We start from the raw sequence: 20,505 nt of genomic DNA on the forward strand, positions 1-20,505 counted from the left end.
CAGCATCTAAGGGACTGATTCGTCGATCCCGAAGCTGCCGCTTCCTAGAGGCGCCCGACCGATGGAGACGTGATGAAACCACCCCTGCGCGTGCTGGCGGGCACGCTGATCCTCGCGCTCGCAGCATCCGGCTGCGGTTCCTCGCCGGACAGCAGCCATCAGGCGGATGCACGATCGTTGTCCGCGCTCGTCGACTCAGCCCCGGGGGTAGCGGCGGAGCGGACGTACGGCCTCTACTCCAGCGTTGCCAACCTTGCGATGACCTCGAAGCAACCGATCCGCGACTACCTCCCGGTCCCACAGCTTGAGCTCGGGGTCGTTGGTTCGGTAGCGGGATTTGCGGAAGGTCCGCACTACCGCGAGTTCGAGAACGATCCCGGTGGTCGGACCACGGTGATGGCGGTGCGGGTGGAGGGCGTGCTGAAGGGAACGGTGCCGAAGTCTCGGATGGTCTACGCCCAACTGCTCGGCGCTGCCGGGCCGCGCGATGCGGCGAAGGCGATCCCGGTCGGCACGGCCGTCGCGCTGATGCTGTCGCCGCTCGATGGTGATGCGTCCGTTCCGCCGGTCAATCCGGGCGCGGGCCGACCCGCGGGCGAGCCCCTCTGGATCCCGGCCGCCCAAGGCCTCATCGTGTCGAACGGGCCCAACGGCGGCATCAGCTATCCGCGAGCAGAGATGTCCGACCCTGACGTTCGCCTGGACGACCTGGTGGCCGACGACATGAAGGCGCTGCACCGTCCGGTGGTGATGCTCGAATGAAATCGGGACACAACGGTAGGTCTCGGTCACGCGGGTGTGCCGCGGGTGGTGCTCGCCCGCGACATCTGCTGTGATCCGCACTATGGCTCGGGTACGTAGGTCGAGTGGCGCCGCAATCCTGGTGCTGGTCGTGGCCGTCGTCCTGAGCTTTTCGCCGGCCGTCGGAGCCGGATCGGGCTACCGCTTCTACCAGGTGCAAGGGCGCCCGTCCGAGCCGATTCGCTGGAACCCGTGCACGCCGATCACCTACCGGATCAACACCAACGGGCTCGCCGGCCCGGCGTCGGTCCAACGGGTGCGTCGCGCCATCGGTGAAGCCGCTCGCGCCAGCGGGATCCGGTTCCGCTACCTGGGCTCCACCCGGGCGGTTCCGGACGTCCGGGGACGTGCGGTGTCGCGCGCCGCCGGCGCGGACCTCGTCATCACCTGGGCTTACCGCGGTGTCGGTGAGCGGCGCTCGGCGCTGCTGCCGCGGGTGGCCCGGCTGGCCGCCGTGGGCGGGTACGACACCGAGCGGAGCGCGCGCGGGTTCCGGGTCGCCAGGTCCGGGTTCGTGGTCTTCGACGCCGCCCGGATCTTCCGGATGTCGGCACGCAAGCAGTACCTGGTCGCGCTGCACGAGCTCGGTCACGTGCTCGGCCTCGACGACGTCCGGGACAGGCGGCAGGTGATGAACTCCGTGGTCCTCGATCGCGGCCCCGCGCACTACGGCGCCGGCGACCGGGCCGGACTGCGACGCCTCGGCCGGCGGGCCGGATGCCTGGTCCCGGCACCCGCCCCGCAGCGGCCGACCGCGGCCCAGGTCGGGAACCGCGTCGAGATCGTCACCCCGGCCGTCACCTCGCTGTCCGGGAAAGTCACGTACACGCTGTCGTCGCCCGAGCTCGGAGGTCCGGTGGCGACCTCCTCGACGCCGCGGTTCTCGGTCTCCCTCGCCAGGCTCGCCCAGCTCGGCTACATCGCAGCGCCGGTGCGCTTCCAGGTCAGCGCGTCCAACCGGGTCGGCGACGCCGTCAGCCAGGTGGCCGTCTACCGGGTGCCGCCGGCCGTCCTGGCCAGCGAGCCGAGCGTGGTCGTGACGCCGAACAGCTTCGAGATCGTGGAGCCCCGGGCCGTGCTCGCCGGGACGACGGTCGACGTCAGCATCTGGTTGAGCGCCAGCCTCGACGGCTACCTGGACGCGCACCAGTCCAACGGCGGCCAGTTCCGCACCGACCTCTCGCGCAGCATCCTGGTGTACGGCCGTCCGGTCGTCAGCTTCGACGTGCTCGGATCGATCAGGTACCAGGGGCCGGGACTGGACCGGACCTTCGACCTGGCCGGCAGCTACCTGACCGGTGCGGAACTCGATCCACTGCCGGATCCCACCCCGACGCCCGATCCGACTCCGGACCCGACTCCGGACCCGGAGCCAACGCCGGACCCGACACCAACCCCGGAGCACGTCATTCCCGCTGAGTGAAGTGGATGCCGTCGGTTTCATGTCGGTGGTGCGTCGAGGAGAGTGGTCATGACGAAAACGCTATCGAACAGATGTTCGAGGCGCCAGGGCTGTTCGGAGAGTGTGGACAACCTCCCAGAATCCGTCCCTGTGGTTTCGCTGCGAGCGGCTCGGAGACACGGTTGGCTGTGCGCATGAATTCCTTCACCGGACGATCCATCCTCGTCACCGGAGCATCCTCCGGCCTCGGCGCCGCGACCGTACGCCGGTTCGCGGCCGGCGGCGGGAAGGTCTACGCGGCGTCGCGGAACGCCGAGCTGCTGGCGGAGGTGGCGGCTTCCTGCGCGGACCTGCCCGGTGAGGTCGCCTTCGGCTCCCACGACATCACCTCGCCCGCGGACTGCCGGGCGGCGGTCGCGGCCGCGGTGGCGGCGTACGGGCGCCTGGACGTGGTGGTGAACAACGCCGGCCGGCACGACTTCCGGATCACCACCGAGACCACGGACGAGGAGTGGGCCCACGACATCGCGCTCAACCTCAGCGGTGCGTTCTACGTCGCCCAGGCCGCGATCCCGCACCTGCTCGAGGTCGGCGGGAACATCGTCAACGTCGCCTCGGTGGCCGGGCTGATGGGGGAGGCCTACTCCGCGGCGTACACGGCGGCCAAGCACGGCATCGTCGGTCTCACCAAGGCGCTGGCGGTCGAGTACCTGAACGCGCCGCTGCGGGTGAACTGCGTCTGCCCCGGGGGGATGGACACCGCCCAGGTGCAGACCATCTCGGTCCCCGAGGGAGCCGACTGGGAGCTGATCATGCGGGTCGCCGCGAAGCGCGGAATGATGACCGCCGACAGCGTCGCCGCGGTGATCGCGTTCCTGGCGTCGGACGACGCCGCCTCGGTGCACGGCAGCATCCAGGCCGTCGACCAGGGACACCTGGCCGGCTAACCATTCGCGCTGCCTCGGCGCCGCCCCGTAGACTGGTCCCACAACTCAAGAGGGGCTGATTGGTTTCGACTAGGGACGTTAGTCCCAGGAGAAGCGGGTCGAGAAGCCAACGTCATCTCGTAAACGTTCGTTGGAAACCTATAACTGCCAACAACACTCGCAGTTCCTTCGCTCTCGCTGCCTGAGCAGTGATCGAAGCGTCAGACTGGGCATCCGCCTTCGTCCCAGATCCTGGCGTCATCCAGAAGGCTTGCTGATCAACTTCCGCGGGGAGGGTTGATCGGGACTTAATCCCGGCTGAGCCCGTCGGCGCACGTGTCTGTGCAAGCGCCGGGGCCGAGAAACACGCCATTGCAGACTGCACCCGGAGAAGACCTGGTACGGCGCTCAAGGACGCGGGTTCGATTCCCGCCAGCTCCACCCAGCCGGGCCGGCGGCGACGCCGGCTCCAGCCCTCTTGAACCAGAGCCTCCTCGGCATTGCCGGGGAGGCTCTGGCCTTGGTCGGCGTCAGGTCAGCTCGCGCCCGCGAGCGCGGCGACCACCTCGCCGGCTGCCCGCTCGCCCGCCTCGATGGCGCCGTCGAGGTAGCCGGGATGCTCGGAGGCCGTCTCGGTTCCCGCCCAGTGCACCCGTCCGACCGGCCGGGCCGACATCGGCAGCTGGTCCTGGAGTGATCCGCGTGCCGGAATGGCGATGTACCCGCCGCCCGCGTGCGGGTCGAGGTGCCAGGCCTTCTCGTGCCAGTCCGCCGGTTCCAGGACGCCGGCACCGAGGTGCTCCGCGATGCGCCCGAGCAACGACTCCCGGCGCTCGGTCGGGTCGAGGTCGTCGAGATCGCGAGCATCGGGGCCGCCGACGAGGAGGCAGAGGTGGCCGGGTCCGCCGGGTGCCGAGGTGTCGAAGACCGCGACTCCGGGGGAGTCGAGCAGCAGCAGCTCGCCGGTCGACGACGTGCGCCAGAAGGGGTCGGGGTAGACGGCGATCGCCTTGTACACCGACCCCAGGAAGGTGCCCTGCTGCAGGCCGATCCGCTCCGGTGGCAGCTCGGGGTCGTGCGCGATGCGTGCGGCCGTGGGCGGGGGGACTGCGATGACGACGCGGCGCGCGCGAACAGAGCCGGCCGACGTCTGCACGGTCACGGAGTCAGCGCTCCGGGTGACGGTCGTGACCGTCGTACCGGTGCGCACCAGGTCTCCTAGGTCGTCGGCCAGGTGGTCCACCAGGTGGCCGACTCCTTCGGTGATCAGGCCGTCCTGGGCTCCGCCCTTGGTGGACAGCATGGTGAGGAGTCCTCCCTGCTTCCGGACGAGGCTCATCATGGTGCGGACCGAGATGCGCTCGAGGTCGGCCGTCCAGGAGATCAGCGCCGTGACCTCCAGCAGGCGGCGGGCGCGACCGGGCACCTTCTGGAGCCAGGCGTGCACGCTGGTCGTCGCCCACGCCTCCGGGTTGCGCGTACGGCGGGCCAGGTTCAGGAGGGCGAGCGCGGCCGCTGCGGTCAGGAGCGACGGTGAGAACAGGCGCACCCGGCCGACGCCGTCGACGATCCTCGGTGCCAGGCCGCTGTGCATCACGAAGCGAGTGGCGCCGAGCTCGTCCGCCAGTGCCGCTAGGCGGTGATGATCGTGCCCCACCCACTGCCCGCCCAGGTCGAGACGCGACCCGAGGCTGGAGGTCACCGAGTACGCGCGCCCGCCGCACCGATCAGCGGCTTCCAGCACGAGGACCTCGAGTCCGGCACGTCGGAGCTCGCGTGCCGCGATCAGGCCCGACAGGCCGGCACCCACCACCACTACATCTGCTGCTTCTTCCACGGTGCTCCTAAGTCAGTCGTATGACTGACTTTAGGCGACACGTCCACCCGTGGCAACCCGCGACCGGGTCAGCGACCAGGCTCGATCCGGGCGGCGTCGACCACCATCGCGACGACGAGCGCCAGGTCCTCACCCGCGCGCTGGTCGTCCGGTTCGCAGACGTACTGCAGGATCAGTCCGTCCACGCCGGCGAGGAGCACTCGCGCGAGTCGGTCGAACGGGATCGCCGTGGTCTCGCCGGCGGCCGTCGCGGCTCGCTCGCACCAGTCGGCGAGCACCGTGCGGTAGCGGTCGTACTGCCACTGGGCCAGGTGCTCGTGCCCGGTCTTGCGGAGGCTGTAGTTGAGCAGCTCGCCCTGCATGATCTGCAGCTGGACCTGATCGGTCACCAGGGTCGCCCAGAACGCCTCCATGCCCTCCCGGATCGCTCGCGCCAGTCCGCCCTCGGTCGGGAGCGACGCCGCCAGGAGAGCGGCAATCTCGTCGACCACGTCCTCGATCACGGCCTTGAGCAGCAGCTCCTTGGTGGGGAAGACGTACTGCAGGGTCCCCAGCGGGACGCCGGCCTCGGCGGCTACGGCACGAACGGTGGTCGCGGCCACGCCGTCGCGCGCCATCACCGCCCGGGCGGCGGCCACCGACAGGCGGCTGCGCTCCGAAGCCTCGATGTACGCCACGCTCGTCCTCCTCCGCTGGTGCTCGCGATCCTCGCACAGCCAGACGGCGGTCGCGGGGGCGGCTGAGATCGGCGCAGACTTGAGCCAACCTTTGGTGCCCCGACTTCCGTCAAGGTGGATGAGGGCCGAGGAGAAGGGTGGACGCGTGCTGCGGGACGAGGAGTTCGGGGCGTACGTCGCGGCGCGCCGTCCCCACCTCTTCCGGAGCGCCTGGCTGCTCTGCGGTGACTCGCACCGCGCCGAGGACCTCGTGCAGGAGACCCTCGCCAAGCTGTACGTCGCCTGGCCGCGGGTGTCGCGCCTCGACACCGTCGACGCGTACGTACGAAGGATGCTCGTCAACGGCCACATCGACGAGGGCCGGCGGCCGTGGCGCCGGGAGCGGCCGACCGCGGAGCCGCCGGACTCACCGAGCCCGGGGCTGGGAGCGGAGGAGGACGACGACCTCTGGGCCGCGCTCCGAGCGCTCCCGGCCGGGCAGCGCCGGGTAGTGGTGCTGCGCCACTACTGGGGGCTCTCGATCGAGGAGACCGCAGCCGATCTCAACGTCGGGACCGGGACCGTCAAGAGCCAGACCTCGGCCGCGCTCGCGTCGCTCCGCCGCATCCTCAGTCCCGAGCTGGCCGGGACCTCGACCACCCACGACGACCCAGGAGAAAACCGATGAACGACCTCGATGTGCTCACCGACCGCCTCCGCGACCTCGGCCAGCGTGCGCCGGTGCCGGTCGCCGACCCGCTCCTCGACATCCGCCGCGGACGCCTCGCGCTGCGCCGTCGCCGGGCCCGGAGCGTCGCCGGTCTGACGACCGCTGTCGTGGCCGTCGGGTCCGTCGCCGTGACCGTGCCGCTCCTCGCCCCGCGGGGCTCCGGCGATCCGGCGCTGCAGCCGGCGGCGAGCCCGTCCGGAGCCGTCACGCCGGATACGACACCGACGACCGACCCGTGCGTGATCACCGTCCGACGGGGGCAGGGGGTGACGCCCTTGTCGGGCTCACGGGAGTACGCCGAGACCCCCGAGGTCGTCGCCGCGCTCGCCTCCTATCGGGCAGCCGCGGCGGCGGTCCTGGATCCGGCCGGCAGGCACCTCGAACCGGTCGGCAGCGAGCGGAACGACAACGTCCAGGCGGGGTACGACTGCCGGGCGAAGGAGCTGACGAGCCTCGGCACCAAGCTCGGCTGGACGACCGGGGACGCGCTCGGCGTCGTACAGCTGGAGGTGGTCGCGCCCGAGCACGACGAGAAGCCGCAGATCGTGCTCGCCCACGACGGCTGGCGCCCGTACGACGGCGCCCTCCCCGCCGGCGTCCGCAAGGCCCGCGTCGTCGTGTACTACGAGGACGGCGGCGGCCGTGCCGTCGTCGCCGAGCGCGCGGACGGACTCGCCGTCGCCGTCGACGCCGCCGGGGTCTGGGGCAACAACGTCGTTTCTGGAACCGCGTCGGCGAGGACGCCGAGCGTCGCGGAGCTCCTGGCGCTCGCGGCCAGTCCGCGGCTCACCCTCCCCGAGGACTGACCGCAGGAGGCCGCGCGGGTTGACGGATCCGCGGTCTTGGCTAATAGTTAGGCATATGCCTAAGTATCACGACGAGCTCGACGCCGTGCTCCGCGCTCTCGCGGACCCGACGCGTCGCGCTGTCGTGGAGCGGCTGGCATCGTCGCCGGCCGTCGTCTCCGAGCTGGCCGCTCCGTTCTCGATGGCGCTGCCATCACTCCTGCAGCACCTGCGCATCCTGGAGGACGCGGGCGTGGTGACCTCGGAGAAGCACGGACGGGTCCGCACCGTGAGCCTGCGCCCGGGAGCGCTCGACGTCCTGCACCTGTGGCTCGGCGAGCAGCGCACGCCGGCCGAACGCCAGGCCGACCGGCTCGGCGTCCACCTGACCCGCACGACCCCGAAGGATTGATGACATGACCCGCGTTCGTATCGACCTGAACATCTCGCTGGACGGCTTCGCCGCGGGGGAGGCGACGCCGGACAACCCGATGGGCGCCGACTGGGACCGGCTCACCGGCGCCTATGCCGCCACCCGCACGTTCCAGCGCCGCGTCCTGGGCAACGCCGACGCCGAGGGCACGACCGGCGTCGACGACTCCTACGCCGCCGCCTACTTCGAGGGCCTCGGTGCCGAGATCATGGGGGCGGCCATGTTCGGACTGCACTCGTTCCCCGACGACCCGGAGTGGAAGGGCTGGTGGGGAGACCTGCCGCCGTTCGGCTGCCCGGTCTACGTCCTGAGCCACACCGCGCCGCGCCCGCCGATCGCGATGCAGGGCGGGACGACCTTCCACTTCCGCAGCGCCCCGATCGCCGAGGTGCTGGCCGAGGCGACCGCGACTGCCGACGGCCGGGACGTGCGCGTCGGCGGCGGAGTCGGTACGGCGCGGGAGTTCCTGCGCGCCGGGCTGGTCGATCAGCTGCACGTCGCGATCGCTCCGGTCCTGCTCGGGGCGGGCACCCGGTTCTGGGACGACCTCCGCGGCCTCGACCGCACCCATGCGGTCCGCTCCGAGGTCGCCGAGAGCGGCACCACCCACGTCACCTTCACCCGCTAGGAGGACACCCGTGACGATCGAACGACGCCTGGCCCACGCCGGCTTCACCCTGACCCGTGACTACCCCGCTCCGGTGGAACGCGTCTGGGGCGCTTTCGCCGAGGAGGCGCAGAAGCGGGACTGGTTCGGTGCCGGCGACGCCTTCGTGGCCGGTGAGTGGGCCTTCGACTTCCGGGTCGGCGGGCGCGACGTCGCCGAGGGCAGGTTCCACGACGGTCCGCTCTCGCGGTACGAGGCGACCTACACCGACATCGTCGAGCACGTCCGCATCGTCACTACGTACGACATGTGGCTCGACGGGGTGCACATGTCGACGTCCGTGGCCACACTGGAGCTCGAACCGATCGACGGCGGCGGGACCCGGTTCACGCACGTCGAGCACGGCGTCTTCTTCGACCGGTTCCACGCCGACGGGCCGAACCGCGAGGCCGGGAGCCGGGGCCTGCTGGAGAGGCTGGCCCAGCACCTCGGGTGAGCGGTCCCTCAGACCTCCAGCGTCGTAGCCTCGCCGGGGTCGAGCCAGCTGATCCGGTCCGCGTACGACGACGTGGCCAGCACCGGCTCGGCCGGGCCGCGACCCTGCTGGAAGTGCGACCAGCCCTCGTAGTGCACCGGGACTACGTGCGTCGGCGCCACCAGGTCGATCAGCTTGGCGCCTTCCCGGGCGTCCATCGTGTAGCGCAGCCAGCCGGAGAGGTAGCGGAACCGGACCGACCCGAGGTGCAGCAGCAGCGTGCCGACGGAGATCCGCTGCGGGACCTCGCGCAGCGCCGGGTAGAGCACGGTGTCGCCGGTGATCCAGAGCTGGCCGTGCTGCTGGCCCTCCCAGGCCAGCGCGAAACCGATCACCGGCCCGGTGATCGGGTCGCTGCCGACCGGGCCGTGCCGGCAGGGCGTCGCGGTGATCGTGATCGTCGGCTTGCCCGGGGCCTCCAGGGTGAAGGTGTCCCACGCAGCCAGGCCGACCGCGCCGCGACCGAGCTTCGCCGCTCCCTTGACGGTGGTGACCGTCGTACCCCAGGAGGGCAGCAGGGCCGCCGCCGACGGGTCCAGGTTGTCGCCGTGGTGGTGGTGCGAGACCAGCGCCGCGTCGATCGGCCCGAGCTCGTCGGCCGCCATCGACGGGCCGACCAACTTGCGCGAGGTCGTGCCCCAGCCGAAGAAGTAGCGCTTGCCGGGCGGGTCGAAGGTCGGGTCGGTCAGGATCCGCCAGCCGGCGACCTCGAGGAGCGCGGTGGGTCCGCCGATGTGGGTGATCCGGGCCTCGGTCATCCGCCCATGCAATCGGACCCCGCGAGAAATCACCAGGCGTTGTCCACAGCTGCCCCTAGGGTGCTGCCATGACAGCGGATCGACTCCAGCCGGTCCTGGCCGGGGTGATGCTGGCGCTGGTCGGCTTCGCCAGCTCGTTCGCGGTGGTGCTGGCCGGGCTGCAGGCGGTCGGGGCCACCTCGGAGCAGGCGGCCTCCGGGCTGCTCGCGCTCCTGATCGCCCAGGCGGTCGGCGTCATCTGGCTGTCCCGGAGGCACCGGATCCCGCTGGTGCTCGCCTGGTCCACCCCGGGTGCCGCGCTCCTGGTCAGCTCGGGCGCCGTCGAAGGCGGCTGGCGCGCGGCGGTCGGAGCCTTCCTGGTCGTCGGCGCGCTGATCCTGCTGACCGCGCTCTGGCCCCGGCTCGGCGACCTGATCGCGGCGATCCCGACGCCGATCGCGCAGGCGATGCTGGCCGGCGTCCTGCTCTCGATCTGCGTGGAGCCGGTCCGGGTGCTGCTCGACCGGCCGTTCCTGGTGGCCCCGATCCTGGTGGTCTGGGTGGTGCTGCTGCGGGTGGCGCCGAAGCTCGCGGTGCCGGGAGCCTTCGTGGCCACCCTGGTGGTGATCACCGGCTACCTCGTCGACCACGGCGCCCCGGACCTCAGCCTGGCGCCGCAGGTCGTCTGGACCGAGCCGACCCTGAACTGGCAGGCGGTCGTCGGCCTCGCCGTCCCCCTGTACGTCGTCACGATGGCCTCGCAGAACGTCCCTGGCGTCGCGGTGCTGGCGACCTTCGGCTACCGGGTGCCGTGGCGCGAGTCGATGACGGTGACCGGCCTGGGCACCGCGGCCGGTGCGATGGCGGGCGGGCACGCGGTCAACCTGGCCGCGATCACCGCGGCGATGGCGGCCTCGCCGGAGTCGCACCCGGACCGTGACCGGCGCTGGATCGCGGCGTACACCTCCGGGTGGGCCTACCTGGTCCTGGCCGCCGTGTCGACCGCCTTGGTCGGCGTGGTCTCCGCGGCTCCGCACGGGCTCGTCGAGGTGGTCGCCGGGCTGGCGCTGCTGGGCACCCTGGGCGGAGCGCTGAAGGGTGCGACCGAGTCCGAGACCGGCCGCGAGGCCGCGGTGGTCACGTTCGTCGTCGCCGCCAGCGGGGTGGCGTTCGGGGGAGTGGGGGCAGCGTTCTGGGCGTTGCTGGCGGGCCTGGTCGTGCACGGCGTTCTGAAGCTGGGTCGACCTTCTGCGCCGCGCATGTAAAATGCATGCATGACGGTTGCACTTCAGATCCGAGACGTTCCCGACGACATCCGTGATCTGCTCGCCGAGCAGGCACGCACCCGCGGTCAGTCGATGCAGGCGTACCTGCTCGATGTCGTGGTACGGGAAGCGCAGCTGGGGTCGAAGGTGGATCTGTTCTGGCCGCCTGCGGAGTTCAGGATCGACGTGGCAGCGACCGGGCTCGATCCCGTGGCCATCGTTCGTGAGGGTCGAGACGGCGGTTTCGGCATCGATCGCGCCGAGCCGGACCGTTGATCGTCGTGGACGCGTCGGCCTGGGCGATGTCGTTCCTCGACAGCACGGAATCGGGTGCTCGTGCTCGGGCGGCGCTGGAGACCGATCTCGACTGGGCGGCACCGTCTCACGCACCGTTGGAGGTGCTTCGCACGCTCGGCAAATTCGAGCGAGCGGGCCACCTGACCCGTGAGGCGGCCGACGCGCACGCCGAACGAGTGGTTGCCCGCCGGGTGCGGTACAGCGCCGTCCAGTCCGACCTGCTGGCGTGGGTGTGGGGCCGACGCCACAACCTCTCCTTCTACGACGCTCCCTACGTCCACCTGGCTGCCCGGCTCGGAGTCCCGCTGGTCACGCTCGACCGGCCCCTCGCGACCGCGGCGCAGACGCTGGGTGTCCAGGTCGTCGTTCCTGAGTAGCCTCACCGGATGACCTGCCTCTTCTGCGACATCGCCGCCGGCGCGACACCGGCCGACGTCGTCCTCGCCGACGACGACTTCGTGGCGTTCCTCGACATCCGCCCGCTCTTCAAGGGGCACGCCCTGCTGGTGCCGCGGCAGCACCTGGTCACCCTCCCGGACCTGCCGGCCGGGCTGCGCGACGGGTTCCTCGAGCGCGCCCAGCGGCTGGCGACCGCGATGCTCGACGCCCTGGGCGCCCAGGGATCATTCGTGGCGATGAACAACACCGTCTCGCAGTCCGTGCCGCACCTGCACTGCCACGTCGTACCCCGGACCAAGGGCGACGGGCTCAAGGGCTTCTTCTGGCCGCGGACGAAGTACGCCGATGCCGCCGAGTCCGCGGACTACGCGAGCCGGCTGGCGTCCTCGCTCAGCTGATCCTCGTCCCCGTCGAAGTCCTTGCGGGTTCCGCGCTCGATCAGCTTCGGTATCCCGTTGACGTGGTTGCCGGTGCCGAGCGCCGCCAGGTACACGGCCAGGGCGCCGAGGACGAAGCCGCCGAGCGCGTCCAGCGAGAAGTGCCAGCCGAAGTAGATGGTGGCCACGATCGTCAGCCCCAGGTAGGTCCAGGAGACGATCCGGGCCGCCTTCGGCGCGACGATCAGGGTGAGGAAGAGCGAGATCGTGACCATGATCCCGACGTGCAGCGACGGGAACGCGGCGATCGTCTGCAGCACGTTGGTGCCGTGCGGGTCGCCGCCCGGACCGCCGAACGGCGGCACCCCCGGCACGACCAGCATCCGGTCGCGGAGCAGGTTGTCGACCAGCTGCTCGGTGTAGGTCCGCTTCAGGTCGGTGAAGTCGGCGGGGTAGCTGTACGCCGGGCCGAGGGTCGGCAGGCTGAAGTAGCCGACGGCGCCCAGGCCCCAGCACAGCGAGATCGCGGTGACGTACCAGGAACCGGCCGCCGGCGCGCGGGTGAAGATCAGCGCGATCGCGATCGAGACCGGCACCAGCACGATCCAGGAGACGTAGATGAACGAGAAGAACTCCGCGGCCCACGACGTGCCGAAGATGCTGTGCAGCACGTTGGCCGGGTCGTTGCCGAACCAGAGCGCGTGGTCGATCCTCTCCAGGCGCTCGTCCCAGATGTGCTCGTTGACGAACGGCACGTAGCTCTTGAGGTTGCGGAACGCGGCGTACGAGACGTACCAGGTCGCCAGGCCGGTGAGGGCGAACACGGTGTGCCGGCGGTTCCAGCGCTCCTGGACGACCTCGGCGAAGCGGTCCCGGAACCCGCTCCAGTCGGTCCGGCTGCGACCGATCGCGCGCGGCAGCACGTCCAGCAACCAGGCCAGTCCGAGGATCGCAGGGATCTGGATGTACGCCGGTACGACGACGCCGTCCGGATCCCGGATCGGCAGGTCCTGGACGTAGGAGACCACCCACGTCGCGACTGCGAGTGCGAGTGCACACGCCCCCCCGAACATGAAGTTGGCTTTTCCCACGGGGTGCAGCCTAAGCGGTTGCCGGTCCAGGTGCGTCGACCGACCTCGGTACGGCGCGGTGCAGGACCTAGAGTGGCGGTGCCGCTCGCAGGGCGAGCGCGTCACACCGAATCTGAACAAGGAGCATTCATGGGTCGTTACGACGGTCGCGTCGCCATCATCACCGGAGCGGCGCGCGGGATCGGCGCCGGCACCGCCAAGCGGTTCGCCGACGAGGGCGCCGCAGTCGCCATCTTCGACATCAACGAGGAGCAGGCGGCCGAGACGGCAGCCGGTCTCGGTGGCGCCGCCCAGGCGATCGGAGTGGGCGTCAACGTCACCGACGCGGCCTCGGTCGACGCCGGCGTGGCCCGGGTCATCGACGAGCTCGGCGGCCTGCACGTGATCATCAACAACGCCGGCATCACCCGCGACAACCTGCTCTTCAAGCTCACCGAGGACGACTGGGACTCGGTGATGAACGTGCACCTCAAGGGCGCGTTCCTGATGAGCAAGGCCGCGCAGAAGACGTTCGTGGACCAGAAGTACGGCAAGATCCTGAACCTCTCGAGCATCTCCGCCAACGGCAACCGCGGCCAGGCGAACTACTCGGCCGCGAAGGCCGGCGTCCAGGGCTTCACCAAGACCCTGGCGCTGGAGCTCGGCCCGTTCGGCGTGAACGTGAACGCGATCGCGCCCGGATTCATCGCCACCGAGATGACCGACGACACCGCTCGCCGGCTCAAGATGGACGTCGACGAGTTCCGCAAGCTCAACGCCGAGGCGAACCCGGTCCGCCGGGTCGGCTTCCCCGAGGACATCGCCGCCGCGGCCGCATTCCTCTGCAGCGACGAGGCGTCGTACATCACCGGTCAGACCCTGTACGTCGACGGCGGCGCCAAGATCTGACGAAAGTCACCTAACACACACGACTTTCCAACACGCGAGGCCCCCTCCCGGATTCGGGAGGGGGCCTCCGTCATGCTTGGCGCCATGAGAGCACGTGCGTCCCGGACCTCCCGTACCCGTCGCAGCGCCCTGACCGCGCTGACCCTGCTGCTCGCCGCGAGCCTGGTGCTCGCCGGCTGCGGCGGCAAGGAGAAGAAGGCCGAGCGTCCTGACTCGCAGCCGACCGAGGGCGGCACCGAGCTCGCTGCGGTCTGGCCGCTGACCGGCCTCCCGGTGGAGACGGAGACGCCGGACCACCCGGTGATCGTGGTCAAGATCGACAACTCCCAGGCCAGCGACCCGCAGTACGGGCTCGGCTCGGCGGACCTGGTGGTCGAGGAGATGGTCGAGGGCGGCTACACCCGGCTGGCGACCGCGTTCTACTCCAAGCTCCCCAAGAAGGCCGGCCCGGTCCGCTCGGCGCGCGCCTCCGACATCGGCATCGTCACGCCGACCCACGCCGCGCTCGTCGCCAGCGGCGCCGCTCCGCCGACGAAGCGCCGGCTGGCCCGGGCCGGAGTCCGCTTCTACGAGGAGGGCGTCGCCGGCACCTACCGGGACTCCTCCGAGCACGACGCGCTGCACAGCGTCTTCATCGACCTGCCGAAGTTCGCGAAGTCGCTGAAGAAGAAGGCGCTCGTCCCGGCCAGCTACCTGCCGTGGGGCTCGGAGTCCGACTTCGTCGGCGTCGCACCGGCCACCAGCGTCTCGGTGCGGTTCAGCCCGATCACCACCACGAAGTTCAAGTGGAACGGCAAGAAGTACCTGAACACCGACACCTACGCCCGCGCCGGCGACCAGTTCAAGGCCGACTCGGTGCTGGTGCTGCGGACCCGCGAGGGTGACGCCGGCTACCGCGATCCGGCGGGCAACCCGGTGCCGGAGACGCTGTTCTTCGGCAAGGGCCAGCTGCTGCTCTTCCACAACGGCCAGGTCGTCCGGGGCACCTGGGCCAAGGAGACCCGTGAGTCGCCGCTGGTGCTGAACACCGCCGCCGGCCCGCTCAAGGTGCCGGCCGGGCACGTCTGGATCGAGCTGCTGCCCCGCGACAGCCAGGGCGGCAAGGTCACCTTCAAGTAGCGGCGCTACTCGTCGTCCTCGTCGTCGGGGAGCAAGTCCTCGGGGTCCGGTAGCGCGACGCCGCTCTCGGCGAGCGAGCGCAGACCGGCGAGGATGAACGCGATCGCGGTCTCGACCTGCGCCACGGCGACCTTCGGGTTGGCCGCGGTGCTGACCGATTCCCCGGCCGCGGACATCGCACCGAAGAAGATCCGGCTGAAGGTCTCGAGCATGTCCTCGGAGAGGTCGTAGGCGGAGTCCTCGAGGACCAGTCGCACCATCTCCTGGACCAGCCCGTAGCTGGAGCGCTCCTCCTGCTCGCGGAACCGCTCGTAGCCGAGCACTGCCGGACCCTCCTGGATGACCACGCGCTGGTACGACGCGTCCTGGACGATCTGCAGGAACGCGCGCAGGCCGATCAGGGCCTTGTCCCAGGGGTCCTTGGACTTCTTGAGGGCGGTCCGGATCTGGGCGGAGGCATCCGCCTCGATCTGCTCGAAGACGGCCTCGAAGACCGCCTGCTTGCCGGTGAAGTGGTGGTAGAGCGCGCCCTTGGTGACCCGGGCGGCGGTCACGATCGCGTCCAGGCTGGTGGCGGCGTACCCCTGATCGGTGAAGAGCTTGAGGGCTTCGTCGACCAGGGCGCGCTTGGTCGAGGCCGAGTACTGCGCCCGCCGGGAGACGACCGGGACCTTCGGCACCTTGGGGAGCGTGGCGCGGATCTTCTCGGCCGGTGAGCGGGATGGCATTCCCTCAGTCTAGAACCGACCGGCGGTATGTGTGAGACGTCACGGTCGCGGAACGCCGATCTGGATTGCCTCCGCCGGATCGTCTGCATACTCTGAGTACGTACCAACGGTATGTGAATGAGAAAGGATGTGGACCATGACCTGGAACGCTTTCCATCACCGCGGAGAGATCCTCCAAACCGTTATCGACACCGCAGACCTGCGCCTCGACGGCGTCCTGCCGATGGACCTTCCGGGCGTCCCCGAGACGTTCCACGACGAGCTCGACCTGATCGCAGCGCTGAGCCTGAAGTGGCACGCCCGCCTGTCCGGCAACATCGAGCGCGAGCTGATGGCTCAGCCGCTGGACCTGGAGGCCGCGATCACGCACGCCTGGAGCAAGTCCAGCCAGGAGGCGCCGGGCATCCGCCTGATCATCGACCGCTACACCGAGTCGCCGAGCGACCCGGAGATGGCGGCGGCGCTGGGCCGGGCCCAGGAGAAGGAATGGCTCAAGCTGGCCTCGGCGGCCGGTCTCGCCAGCGACGAGAGCGCCTCGGCGGCTCGTGCCGGTGAGCGGGTCTCCCGCAACGCCCGGATCGGCGCGCCCGTGCCGACCGGATCCCCGAATGTCGACGCAGTGGCAACTCCCTCCCTCGTCGATCGGATCCGCGCGGTTCTCGCCGCCTGATCCGAACTCCCACGACGATCCCCGGGTGCCTCCCCTCCCTTTGAGGCCCCGGGGATTCGTCATGAGTGCGACCATAGGGACATGGAGCCGGTAGCTGGGAGTCTGCTGGTCGCCGCACCGACGATGAGCGACCCGAACTTCGCGCGCACGATCGTGCTGCTCCTCGACGCCGGTCACGACGGCGCGCTCGGGGTGGTGCTGAACCGGCCGACCGACCTCGAGGTGGCCGCGGTGCTGCAGCCGTGGGCGGGCGTCGTCTCCGGGCCGGACGTGCTGTTCTCCGGCGGGCCGGTCGAGACCGACAGCGCGCTCGCGGTCGCGAACGTTCCCGACGACGACGAGCCGGTCGGCTGGCGACGGGTGTTCGCCTCGACCGGGCTGGTCGACCTCGACGTACCGGTCGAGCTGCTGGCCTCGGCGGTGTCGAGTCTCCGGATCTTCGCCGGCTACGCGGGCTGGTCCGCGGGTCAGCTCGAGGACGAGATCGCCGACGGCGCCTGGTACGTCGTCCCGGCCGAGGAGTCCGACGCGTTCGGGGCCGACCCCGCCGGGCTCTGGGCCACCGTGCTGCGCCGCCAGGGCGGCCAGCTCGCGATGCTCGCCACGATGCCCTCCGAGCCGACGATGAACTGAGCCTCGCGCTAGGATTCCCCGATGAGCGTCCAGCGGAGAGCCGGTTTCGGGACGGACGTCCTGGAGGACGAGTCCGTCGCCGAGGAGCACCTCACCAACGATGAGGGCGACCACGAGCGGTTCTCGCACTACGTGCCCAAGGACAAGCTCATGGAGGCCATGGTCAACGGCACTCCGGTGATCGCGCTCTGCGGGAAGGTGTGGGTTCCGAGTCGGGACCCGCAGAAGTTCCCGGTCTGCCCCGACTGCAAGGAGATCTGGGAAAGCATGCAGGACGGCACCCCGGAAGGCGGCTCCGCGTGAGGGCTCCCTCGATCGACCTCCGTCGTTCGCGCTTCGCCATCGGCCTGGTCTCGATCGCGCTGCTCGCGGGCCCGGTGGCTCTGTCCACGCCCGCTGACGCCGTGGTCGCGGCCCCGGTCTGCCTGGCCGGTTCCGGTACGCCGACCGCCGCCCGCGGCCCGGCCGACACCCCCGCGGTGAGCAAGGCCGTCAAGGAGCAGGTCGCCGCCGAGATGGCCTCGACGCTGAGCACCGCCCGGGCGCGCGCCGCGCGGACCGGCGCGGCGCCGCTGCCGGCGAAGATCCGGATCTGGGTCCGGATCCACGTGATCCACGGTCGCCACAAGGCCGACCGGAAGATCACCAGGACCGGTGCGCGGCGGATGTTCTACACCCTCCGGGGCGCGTTCAACGGCCGGCAGAACTCCTCGATGACCCCGACCGGGATCGAGTTCCAGCTGCACTCGATCACGATCTCGCGCAACGACAAGTGGTTCCACGCGCGTCCGGGATCCGCGGCCGACAAGCAGATGAAGCGGAAGCTCCACCGCGGCAAGCGCCAGGTGCTGAACATCTACCTGAACAACGAGAAGTCGGCGGGTCAGGCACTCCTCGGCTTCGCCCGGTTCCCGTGGCTGGCCGGCCGGTACCCGAAGCTGGACGGCGTCACCATCAACGTCGAGACGCTCCCGGGCGGCCGCGCGCGGGGCTACAACCTCGGCGACACCGTGGTGCACGAGACCGGCCACTGGCTCGGCCTGCTGCACACCTTCGAGGGCGGCTGCGAGGCGCCGGGCGACTACGTCGCGGACACCGCGCCGGAGGGTCAGCCGAGCTTCGCCTGCGACAAGACCCGGGACACCTGCCCCACCGAGTTGCCGCCGGACTACCTGCCCGGCCAGCCGCTCCCGGAGCCGGTCCCGGACCCGGTCACCAACTTCATGGACTACTCCTACGACTCCTGCATGAACCACTTCACCCCGGGGCAGCGGACCCGGATGGTCGCGTCGTTCATGCGCTATCGGGCCGGACGTTGACCGGCAGCGACACTCCCGACGAACTCGACCTCAACCCGCCAGCACCGCTCGACAAGCTCTCCCCGGCGTACCCGGCCCGGGCCGCCTGGGGGACCGTGCAGAGCCTGCGGGCCTGGCAGAGCGACGCTCTGCAGCAGTACTTCGCATCCGACCCGCGCGACTTCCTGGCGGTGGCGACGCCGGGCGCCGGGAAGACGACCTTCGCGCTGACCATCGCCGCCGAGCTGCTCTCCCGGCGGGTGATCGATCGGATCACGATCGTGGCGCCCACCGAGCACCTGAAGACCCAGTGGGCCGAGGCAGCCGCCCGGGTCGGGATCCCGATCGACCCGGCGTACTCGGGCGGCAAGGGAAAGACCAGCAACGACTTCATCGGGATCGCGGTCACCTACGCGGGGGTCGCGACCAACCCGCTGGCGATGCGGATCCGCACCGAGCGGTTCAAGACCCTGGTGATCCTCGACGAGATCCACCACGCCGGCGACGCGCTGTCCTGGGGCGACGCGGTCCGGGAGGCGTTCGAGCCGGCCCGGCGGCGGCTGGCGCTGACCGGGACGCCGTTCCGCTCCGACATCAACCCGATCCCGTTCGTCACCTACGCCCCCGGCGACGACGGCGTCCCGCGCTCGGCTGCGGACTACACCTACGGCTACGGTCACGCGCTGCGCGACCACGTCGTCCGGCCGGTCCTCTTCTGGGCGTACGGCGGCGACCTCCAGTGGCGGACCCGCGCCGGTGACGAGGTCTCGGCGCGGCTGGGCGAGCCGCTCACCAAGGACATGGCCGCGCACGCGCTGCGGACCGCGCTGGACCCGGGCGGGGAGTGGATCGCCGCAGTGCTCGCCGCCGCCGACAAGCGGCTCACCGAGGTGCGCAAGAACGTCCACGACGCCGGCGGGCTGGTGATCGCCACCGACCAGGACTCGGCGCGCGCGTACGCCGCCGTGCTCGCCTCGATCTCCGGGGAGAAGCCGGTCGTGGTGCTCTCCGACGAGAAGTCCTCGTCCAAGCGGATCGCGAAGTTCGCGGCCGGCGACGCGCGCTGGATGGTCGCGGTCCGGATGGTCTCCGAGGGCGTCGACGTACCGAGGCTCGCGGTCGGGGTGTACGCGACGACCATCTCCACGCCGCTCTTCTTCGCCCAGGCGGTGGGCCGGTTCGTGCGCGCGCGCACCCGCGGCGAGACCGCCTCGATCTTCCTGCCCTCGGCGGCCTCGCTGCTCGGCTTCGCCTCGGAGATGGAGGTGGAGCGCGACCACGTCCTGGGGCGCAAGGTCGCCGACGAGGGCGACATCTTCGCCGCCGAGGACGCGATGATGGCGCGGGCCCAGGCCGGCGAGACCGCGATGGCCGAGGAGGCCCTGGTGCCGTTCGAGGCGCTCGGCTCGCAGGCGACCTTCGCGCACGTGCTGTACGACGGCGCCGAGTTCGGCCACGCCGGCGAGGTGCACGTCGGCTCGGAGGAGGAGATGGACTTCCTCGGCATCCCGGGGCTGCTCGAGCCCGACCAGGTGCGCAGCCTGCTGCAGAACCGGCAGAAGCAGGGCCGTGAGCGCAAGGCCGGCGGTGCAGCCCTCTCGATCCAGCCGGACCCGGAGCCGGACGTGATCGCGCACGAGCGGCTGGCGATCCTGCGTCGTGAGTTGAACGGCCTGGTCGCCGCCTGGAACCACCGCACCGGACAGCCGCACGGGGTGACCCACGCGGCGCTGCGCAAGGAGTGCGGCGGCCCGGCCGCGGCGACCGCGACCGCGGGTCAGCTGCAGGCGCGGATCGACAAGGTCCGCGAGTGGGCTACCCGGAAGAGCTCGTGACCAGCGGCAGCACCCGGTAGGGGACCTGCGTGGCCAGGGCGATCACGGTCGACGACCGGACGATGCCCGGGTGCCCCAGGGCGCGGTCGATCACCGTCTGCAGGTCGGCGTTGCTGCGGGCCACCACCCGGCACCACAGGTCGCCGGCGCCGGTGATGGTGCAGACCTCGAGCACCTCCGGAATGGTCGCCAGGTGCTCGCCAACGACGTCGTGGCCGGCGCCCTGGCGGATCTCCAGGGTCAGGAACGCGGTGACCGGGTGGCCGAGCGCGGCCGGATCGAGGTGCGGGCCCCAGCTGGTGATCACTCCGGAGCGCTCCAGGCGGTCCAGCCGGGCGGTGACGGTGCCGCGGGCGATCCCCAGGCGGCGGGAGGCCTCCAGGGCGCCGATCCGCGGCTCGGCGGTGAAGAGATCGAGCAGAGTGACGTCCAAGGCGTCCAGGGTCATGCTCAAGA

General features: G+C 70.7%; 25 protein-coding genes and 1 other RNA gene. 20 read left to right on the forward strand and 6 right to left on the reverse strand.

All coding sequences use genetic code 11. The annotated features are described in order from the left end of the window. Positions 1–72: 72 nt before the first annotated feature. The 4 genes from EFK50_RS15420 to ssrA all read left to right on the forward strand — a co-directional run bounded on the left by EFK50_RS15420 (position 73) and on the right by ssrA (position 3,573). The gene (locus tag EFK50_RS15420; protein WP_148046192.1) at positions 73–762 is read left to right on the forward strand and encodes a hypothetical protein; all 690 of its coding nucleotides are present in this window, start codon (positions 73–75) and stop codon (positions 760–762) included. 82 nt (positions 763–844) lie between these two features. Further along, a complete protein-coding gene (locus EFK50_RS15425; RefSeq protein ID WP_183407852.1) occupies positions 845–2,224 on the forward strand; it encodes a matrixin family metalloprotease in 1,380 nt (459 codons plus the stop codon). A 173-nt stretch (positions 2,225–2,397) separates the two neighbouring features. Further along, positions 2,398–3,150, forward strand: a complete 753-nt coding sequence (locus tag EFK50_RS15430) for an SDR family NAD(P)-dependent oxidoreductase (protein ID WP_123228392.1) — start codon at positions 2,398–2,400, stop codon at positions 3,148–3,150. Between the two features lie 51 nt (positions 3,151–3,201). After that, positions 3,202–3,573, forward strand: a transfer-messenger RNA (tmRNA) gene (gene ssrA / locus EFK50_RS15435). 91 nt (positions 3,574–3,664) lie between these two features. On the opposite strand, the gene EFK50_RS15440 is transcribed toward ssrA, so the two are convergent. Beyond that, complete coding sequence (locus EFK50_RS15440) at positions 3,665–4,966, reverse strand: flavin monoamine oxidase family protein (protein WP_123228393.1); 1,302 nt, start codon at positions 4,964–4,966, stop codon at positions 3,665–3,667. Positions 4,967–5,034: 68 nt separating this feature from the next. Then, positions 5,035–5,643: a TetR/AcrR family transcriptional regulator gene (locus tag EFK50_RS15445; protein ID WP_123228394.1), complete on the reverse strand. Its 609-nt coding sequence runs from the start codon at positions 5,641–5,643 to the stop codon at positions 5,035–5,037. Positions 5,644–5,788: 145 nt separating this feature from the next. Between EFK50_RS15445 and EFK50_RS15450 the strand changes: the two genes are divergently transcribed. From EFK50_RS15450 to EFK50_RS15470, 5 genes are read left to right on the forward strand one after another with little or no spacing between them, the layout of a single operon-like run. Then, on the forward strand, positions 5,789–6,310 hold the full coding sequence (locus EFK50_RS15450; protein WP_246004170.1) for a SigE family RNA polymerase sigma factor: 522 nt from the start codon (positions 5,789–5,791) through the stop codon (positions 6,308–6,310). Then, positions 6,307–7,158 carry a hypothetical protein gene (locus EFK50_RS15455; protein WP_123228396.1) on the forward strand — a complete coding sequence of 284 codons (852 nt, stop codon included), beginning with the start codon at positions 6,307–6,309 and terminating at the stop codon, positions 7,156–7,158. The genes EFK50_RS15450 and EFK50_RS15455 overlap by 4 nt, the downstream gene beginning before the upstream one ends. 55 nt (positions 7,159–7,213) lie before the next feature. Beyond that, positions 7,214–7,549: an ArsR/SmtB family transcription factor gene (locus EFK50_RS15460; protein WP_123228397.1), complete on the forward strand. Its 336-nt coding sequence runs from the start codon at positions 7,214–7,216 to the stop codon at positions 7,547–7,549. A gap of 4 nt (positions 7,550–7,553) precedes the next feature. Further along, positions 7,554–8,198, forward strand: coding sequence for a dihydrofolate reductase family protein (locus EFK50_RS15465; RefSeq protein WP_123228398.1), 645 nt, complete (start codon positions 7,554–7,556; stop codon positions 8,196–8,198). Between the two features lie 10 nt (positions 8,199–8,208). Beyond that, positions 8,209–8,673 carry an SRPBCC domain-containing protein gene (locus tag EFK50_RS15470; protein WP_123228399.1) on the forward strand — a complete coding sequence of 155 codons (465 nt, stop codon included), beginning with the start codon at positions 8,209–8,211 and terminating at the stop codon, positions 8,671–8,673. Positions 8,674–8,681: 8 nt separating this feature from the next. On the opposite strand, the gene EFK50_RS15475 is transcribed toward EFK50_RS15470, so the two are convergent. Continuing rightward, a complete protein-coding gene (locus tag EFK50_RS15475) occupies positions 8,682–9,470 on the reverse strand; it encodes an MBL fold metallo-hydrolase (protein WP_123228400.1) in 789 nt (262 codons plus the stop codon). A gap of 68 nt (positions 9,471–9,538) precedes the next feature. Between EFK50_RS15475 and EFK50_RS15480 the strand changes: the two genes are divergently transcribed. Genes EFK50_RS15480 through EFK50_RS15495 form a run of 4 tightly spaced genes read left to right on the forward strand, consistent with a single transcriptional unit; the run spans position 9,539 to position 11,808 of the window. After that, positions 9,539–10,714 carry a benzoate/H(+) symporter BenE family transporter gene (locus tag EFK50_RS15480; protein ID WP_123228401.1) on the forward strand — a complete coding sequence of 392 codons (1,176 nt, stop codon included), beginning with the start codon at positions 9,539–9,541 and terminating at the stop codon, positions 10,712–10,714. Positions 10,715–10,723: 9 nt separating this feature from the next. Continuing rightward, entirely contained in the window at positions 10,724–10,990 is a 267-nt protein-coding gene (locus EFK50_RS15485; RefSeq protein WP_123228402.1) for a FitA-like ribbon-helix-helix domain-containing protein, read from the forward strand. A gap of 5 nt (positions 10,991–10,995) precedes the next feature. Beyond that, positions 10,996–11,388 carry a type II toxin-antitoxin system VapC family toxin gene (locus tag EFK50_RS22730; protein WP_281274043.1) on the forward strand — a complete coding sequence of 131 codons (393 nt, stop codon included), beginning with the start codon at positions 10,996–10,998 and terminating at the stop codon, positions 11,386–11,388. Positions 11,389–11,397: 9 nt separating this feature from the next. Then, entirely contained in the window at positions 11,398–11,808 is a 411-nt protein-coding gene (locus EFK50_RS15495; RefSeq protein ID WP_123228403.1) for an HIT family protein, read from the forward strand. Here EFK50_RS15495 and EFK50_RS15500 read toward each other — a convergent pair. Then, positions 11,775–12,878: a phosphatase PAP2 family protein gene (locus EFK50_RS15500; protein ID WP_148046194.1), complete on the reverse strand. Its 1,104-nt coding sequence runs from the start codon at positions 12,876–12,878 to the stop codon at positions 11,775–11,777. The two genes, EFK50_RS15495 and EFK50_RS15500, sit on opposite strands and share 34 nt — an antisense overlap. Positions 12,879–13,007: 129 nt before the next feature. Here EFK50_RS15500 and EFK50_RS15505 point away from each other — a divergent pair, with 129 nt between their 5' ends. Both EFK50_RS15505 and EFK50_RS15510 read left to right on the forward strand, forming a co-directional pair. Further along, complete coding sequence (locus tag EFK50_RS15505) at positions 13,008–13,766, forward strand: glucose 1-dehydrogenase (protein ID WP_123228405.1); 759 nt, start codon at positions 13,008–13,010, stop codon at positions 13,764–13,766. An 84-nt stretch (positions 13,767–13,850) separates the two neighbouring features. Continuing rightward, complete coding sequence (locus EFK50_RS15510; RefSeq protein ID WP_183407854.1) at positions 13,851–14,885, forward strand: DUF3048 domain-containing protein; 1,035 nt, start codon at positions 13,851–13,853, stop codon at positions 14,883–14,885. Positions 14,886–14,890: 5 nt separating this feature from the next. Here the strand turns inward: EFK50_RS15510 and EFK50_RS15515 are convergent, their stop codons facing one another. After that, on the reverse strand, positions 14,891–15,613 hold the full coding sequence (locus tag EFK50_RS15515) for a TetR/AcrR family transcriptional regulator (RefSeq protein WP_123228407.1): 723 nt from the start codon (positions 15,611–15,613) through the stop codon (positions 14,891–14,893). Positions 15,614–15,749: 136 nt separating this feature from the next. On the opposite strand from EFK50_RS15515, the gene EFK50_RS15520 reads away from it, so the two are divergent. The 5 genes from EFK50_RS15520 to EFK50_RS15540 all read left to right on the forward strand — a co-directional run bounded on the left by EFK50_RS15520 (position 15,750) and on the right by EFK50_RS15540 (position 20,049). Beyond that, positions 15,750–16,283, forward strand: a complete 534-nt coding sequence (locus tag EFK50_RS15520) for a hypothetical protein (protein ID WP_123228408.1) — start codon at positions 15,750–15,752, stop codon at positions 16,281–16,283. A gap of 81 nt (positions 16,284–16,364) precedes the next feature. Further along, complete coding sequence (locus EFK50_RS15525) at positions 16,365–16,916, forward strand: YqgE/AlgH family protein (protein WP_123228409.1); 552 nt, start codon at positions 16,365–16,367, stop codon at positions 16,914–16,916. A gap of 21 nt (positions 16,917–16,937) precedes the next feature. Continuing rightward, positions 16,938–17,219, forward strand: a complete 282-nt coding sequence (locus tag EFK50_RS15530) for a DUF3039 domain-containing protein (RefSeq protein ID WP_246004171.1) — start codon at positions 16,938–16,940, stop codon at positions 17,217–17,219. After that, positions 17,216–18,235 carry a zinc metalloprotease gene (locus EFK50_RS15535; RefSeq protein ID WP_123228410.1) on the forward strand — a complete coding sequence of 340 codons (1,020 nt, stop codon included), beginning with the start codon at positions 17,216–17,218 and terminating at the stop codon, positions 18,233–18,235. Before EFK50_RS15530 ends, EFK50_RS15535 begins: the two co-directional genes overlap by 4 nt. Then, a complete protein-coding gene (locus tag EFK50_RS15540) occupies positions 18,232–20,049 on the forward strand; it encodes a DEAD/DEAH box helicase (protein ID WP_123228411.1) in 1,818 nt (605 codons plus the stop codon). Before EFK50_RS15535 ends, EFK50_RS15540 begins: the two co-directional genes overlap by 4 nt. Here the strand turns inward: EFK50_RS15540 and EFK50_RS15545 are convergent. Then, positions 20,030–20,497 (reverse strand): Lrp/AsnC family transcriptional regulator, encoded by a 468-nt coding sequence (locus EFK50_RS15545; RefSeq protein WP_123228412.1) that lies wholly within the window; start codon positions 20,495–20,497, stop codon positions 20,030–20,032. The two genes, EFK50_RS15540 and EFK50_RS15545, sit on opposite strands and share 20 nt — an antisense overlap. Between the last annotated feature and the right edge of the window lie 8 nt (positions 20,498–20,505).

Origin of the sequence: Nocardioides marmoriginsengisoli, assembly GCF_003725695.1 — a bacterium.
GTDB lineage: Bacteria > Actinomycetota > Actinomycetes > Propionibacteriales > Nocardioidaceae > Marmoricola > Marmoricola marmoriginsengisoli.

Bases quoted from the DNA above. Each gene is read 5' to 3' on its own strand.
- EFK50_RS15545 (WP_123228412.1), bottom strand. From the start codon at position 20,497: ATGACCCTGGACGCCTTGGACGTCACTCTGCTCGATCTCTTCACCGCC.
- EFK50_RS15495 (WP_123228403.1), top strand. From the start codon at position 11,398: ATGACCTGCCTCTTCTGCGACATCGCCGCCGGCGCGACACCGGCCGAC.
- EFK50_RS15520 (WP_123228408.1), top strand. From the start codon at position 15,750: ATGACCTGGAACGCTTTCCATCACCGCGGAGAGATCCTCCAAACCGTT.
- EFK50_RS15505 (WP_123228405.1), top strand. From the start codon at position 13,008: ATGGGTCGTTACGACGGTCGCGTCGCCATCATCACCGGAGCGGCGCGC.
- EFK50_RS15425 (WP_183407852.1), top strand. From the start codon at position 845: ATGGCTCGGGTACGTAGGTCGAGTGGCGCCGCAATCCTGGTGCTGGTC.
- EFK50_RS15510 (WP_183407854.1), top strand. From the start codon at position 13,851: ATGAGAGCACGTGCGTCCCGGACCTCCCGTACCCGTCGCAGCGCCCTG.
- EFK50_RS15465 (WP_123228398.1), top strand. From the start codon at position 7,554: ATGACCCGCGTTCGTATCGACCTGAACATCTCGCTGGACGGCTTCGCC.
- EFK50_RS15475 (WP_123228400.1), bottom strand. From the start codon at position 9,470: ATGACCGAGGCCCGGATCACCCACATCGGCGGACCCACCGCGCTCCTC.
- EFK50_RS15460 (WP_123228397.1), top strand. From the start codon at position 7,214: ATGCCTAAGTATCACGACGAGCTCGACGCCGTGCTCCGCGCTCTCGCG.
- EFK50_RS15420 (WP_148046192.1), top strand. From the start codon at position 73: ATGAAACCACCCCTGCGCGTGCTGGCGGGCACGCTGATCCTCGCGCTC.
- EFK50_RS15430 (WP_123228392.1), top strand. From the start codon at position 2,398: ATGAATTCCTTCACCGGACGATCCATCCTCGTCACCGGAGCATCCTCC.
- EFK50_RS15515 (WP_123228407.1), bottom strand. From the start codon at position 15,613: ATGCCATCCCGCTCACCGGCCGAGAAGATCCGCGCCACGCTCCCCAAG.
- EFK50_RS15480 (WP_123228401.1), top strand. From the start codon at position 9,539: ATGACAGCGGATCGACTCCAGCCGGTCCTGGCCGGGGTGATGCTGGCG.
- EFK50_RS15455 (WP_123228396.1), top strand. From the start codon at position 6,307: ATGAACGACCTCGATGTGCTCACCGACCGCCTCCGCGACCTCGGCCAG.
- EFK50_RS15525 (WP_123228409.1), top strand. From the start codon at position 16,365: ATGGAGCCGGTAGCTGGGAGTCTGCTGGTCGCCGCACCGACGATGAGC.
- EFK50_RS15530 (WP_246004171.1), top strand. From the start codon at position 16,938: ATGAGCGTCCAGCGGAGAGCCGGTTTCGGGACGGACGTCCTGGAGGAC.
- EFK50_RS15485 (WP_123228402.1), top strand. From the start codon at position 10,724: ATGACGGTTGCACTTCAGATCCGAGACGTTCCCGACGACATCCGTGAT.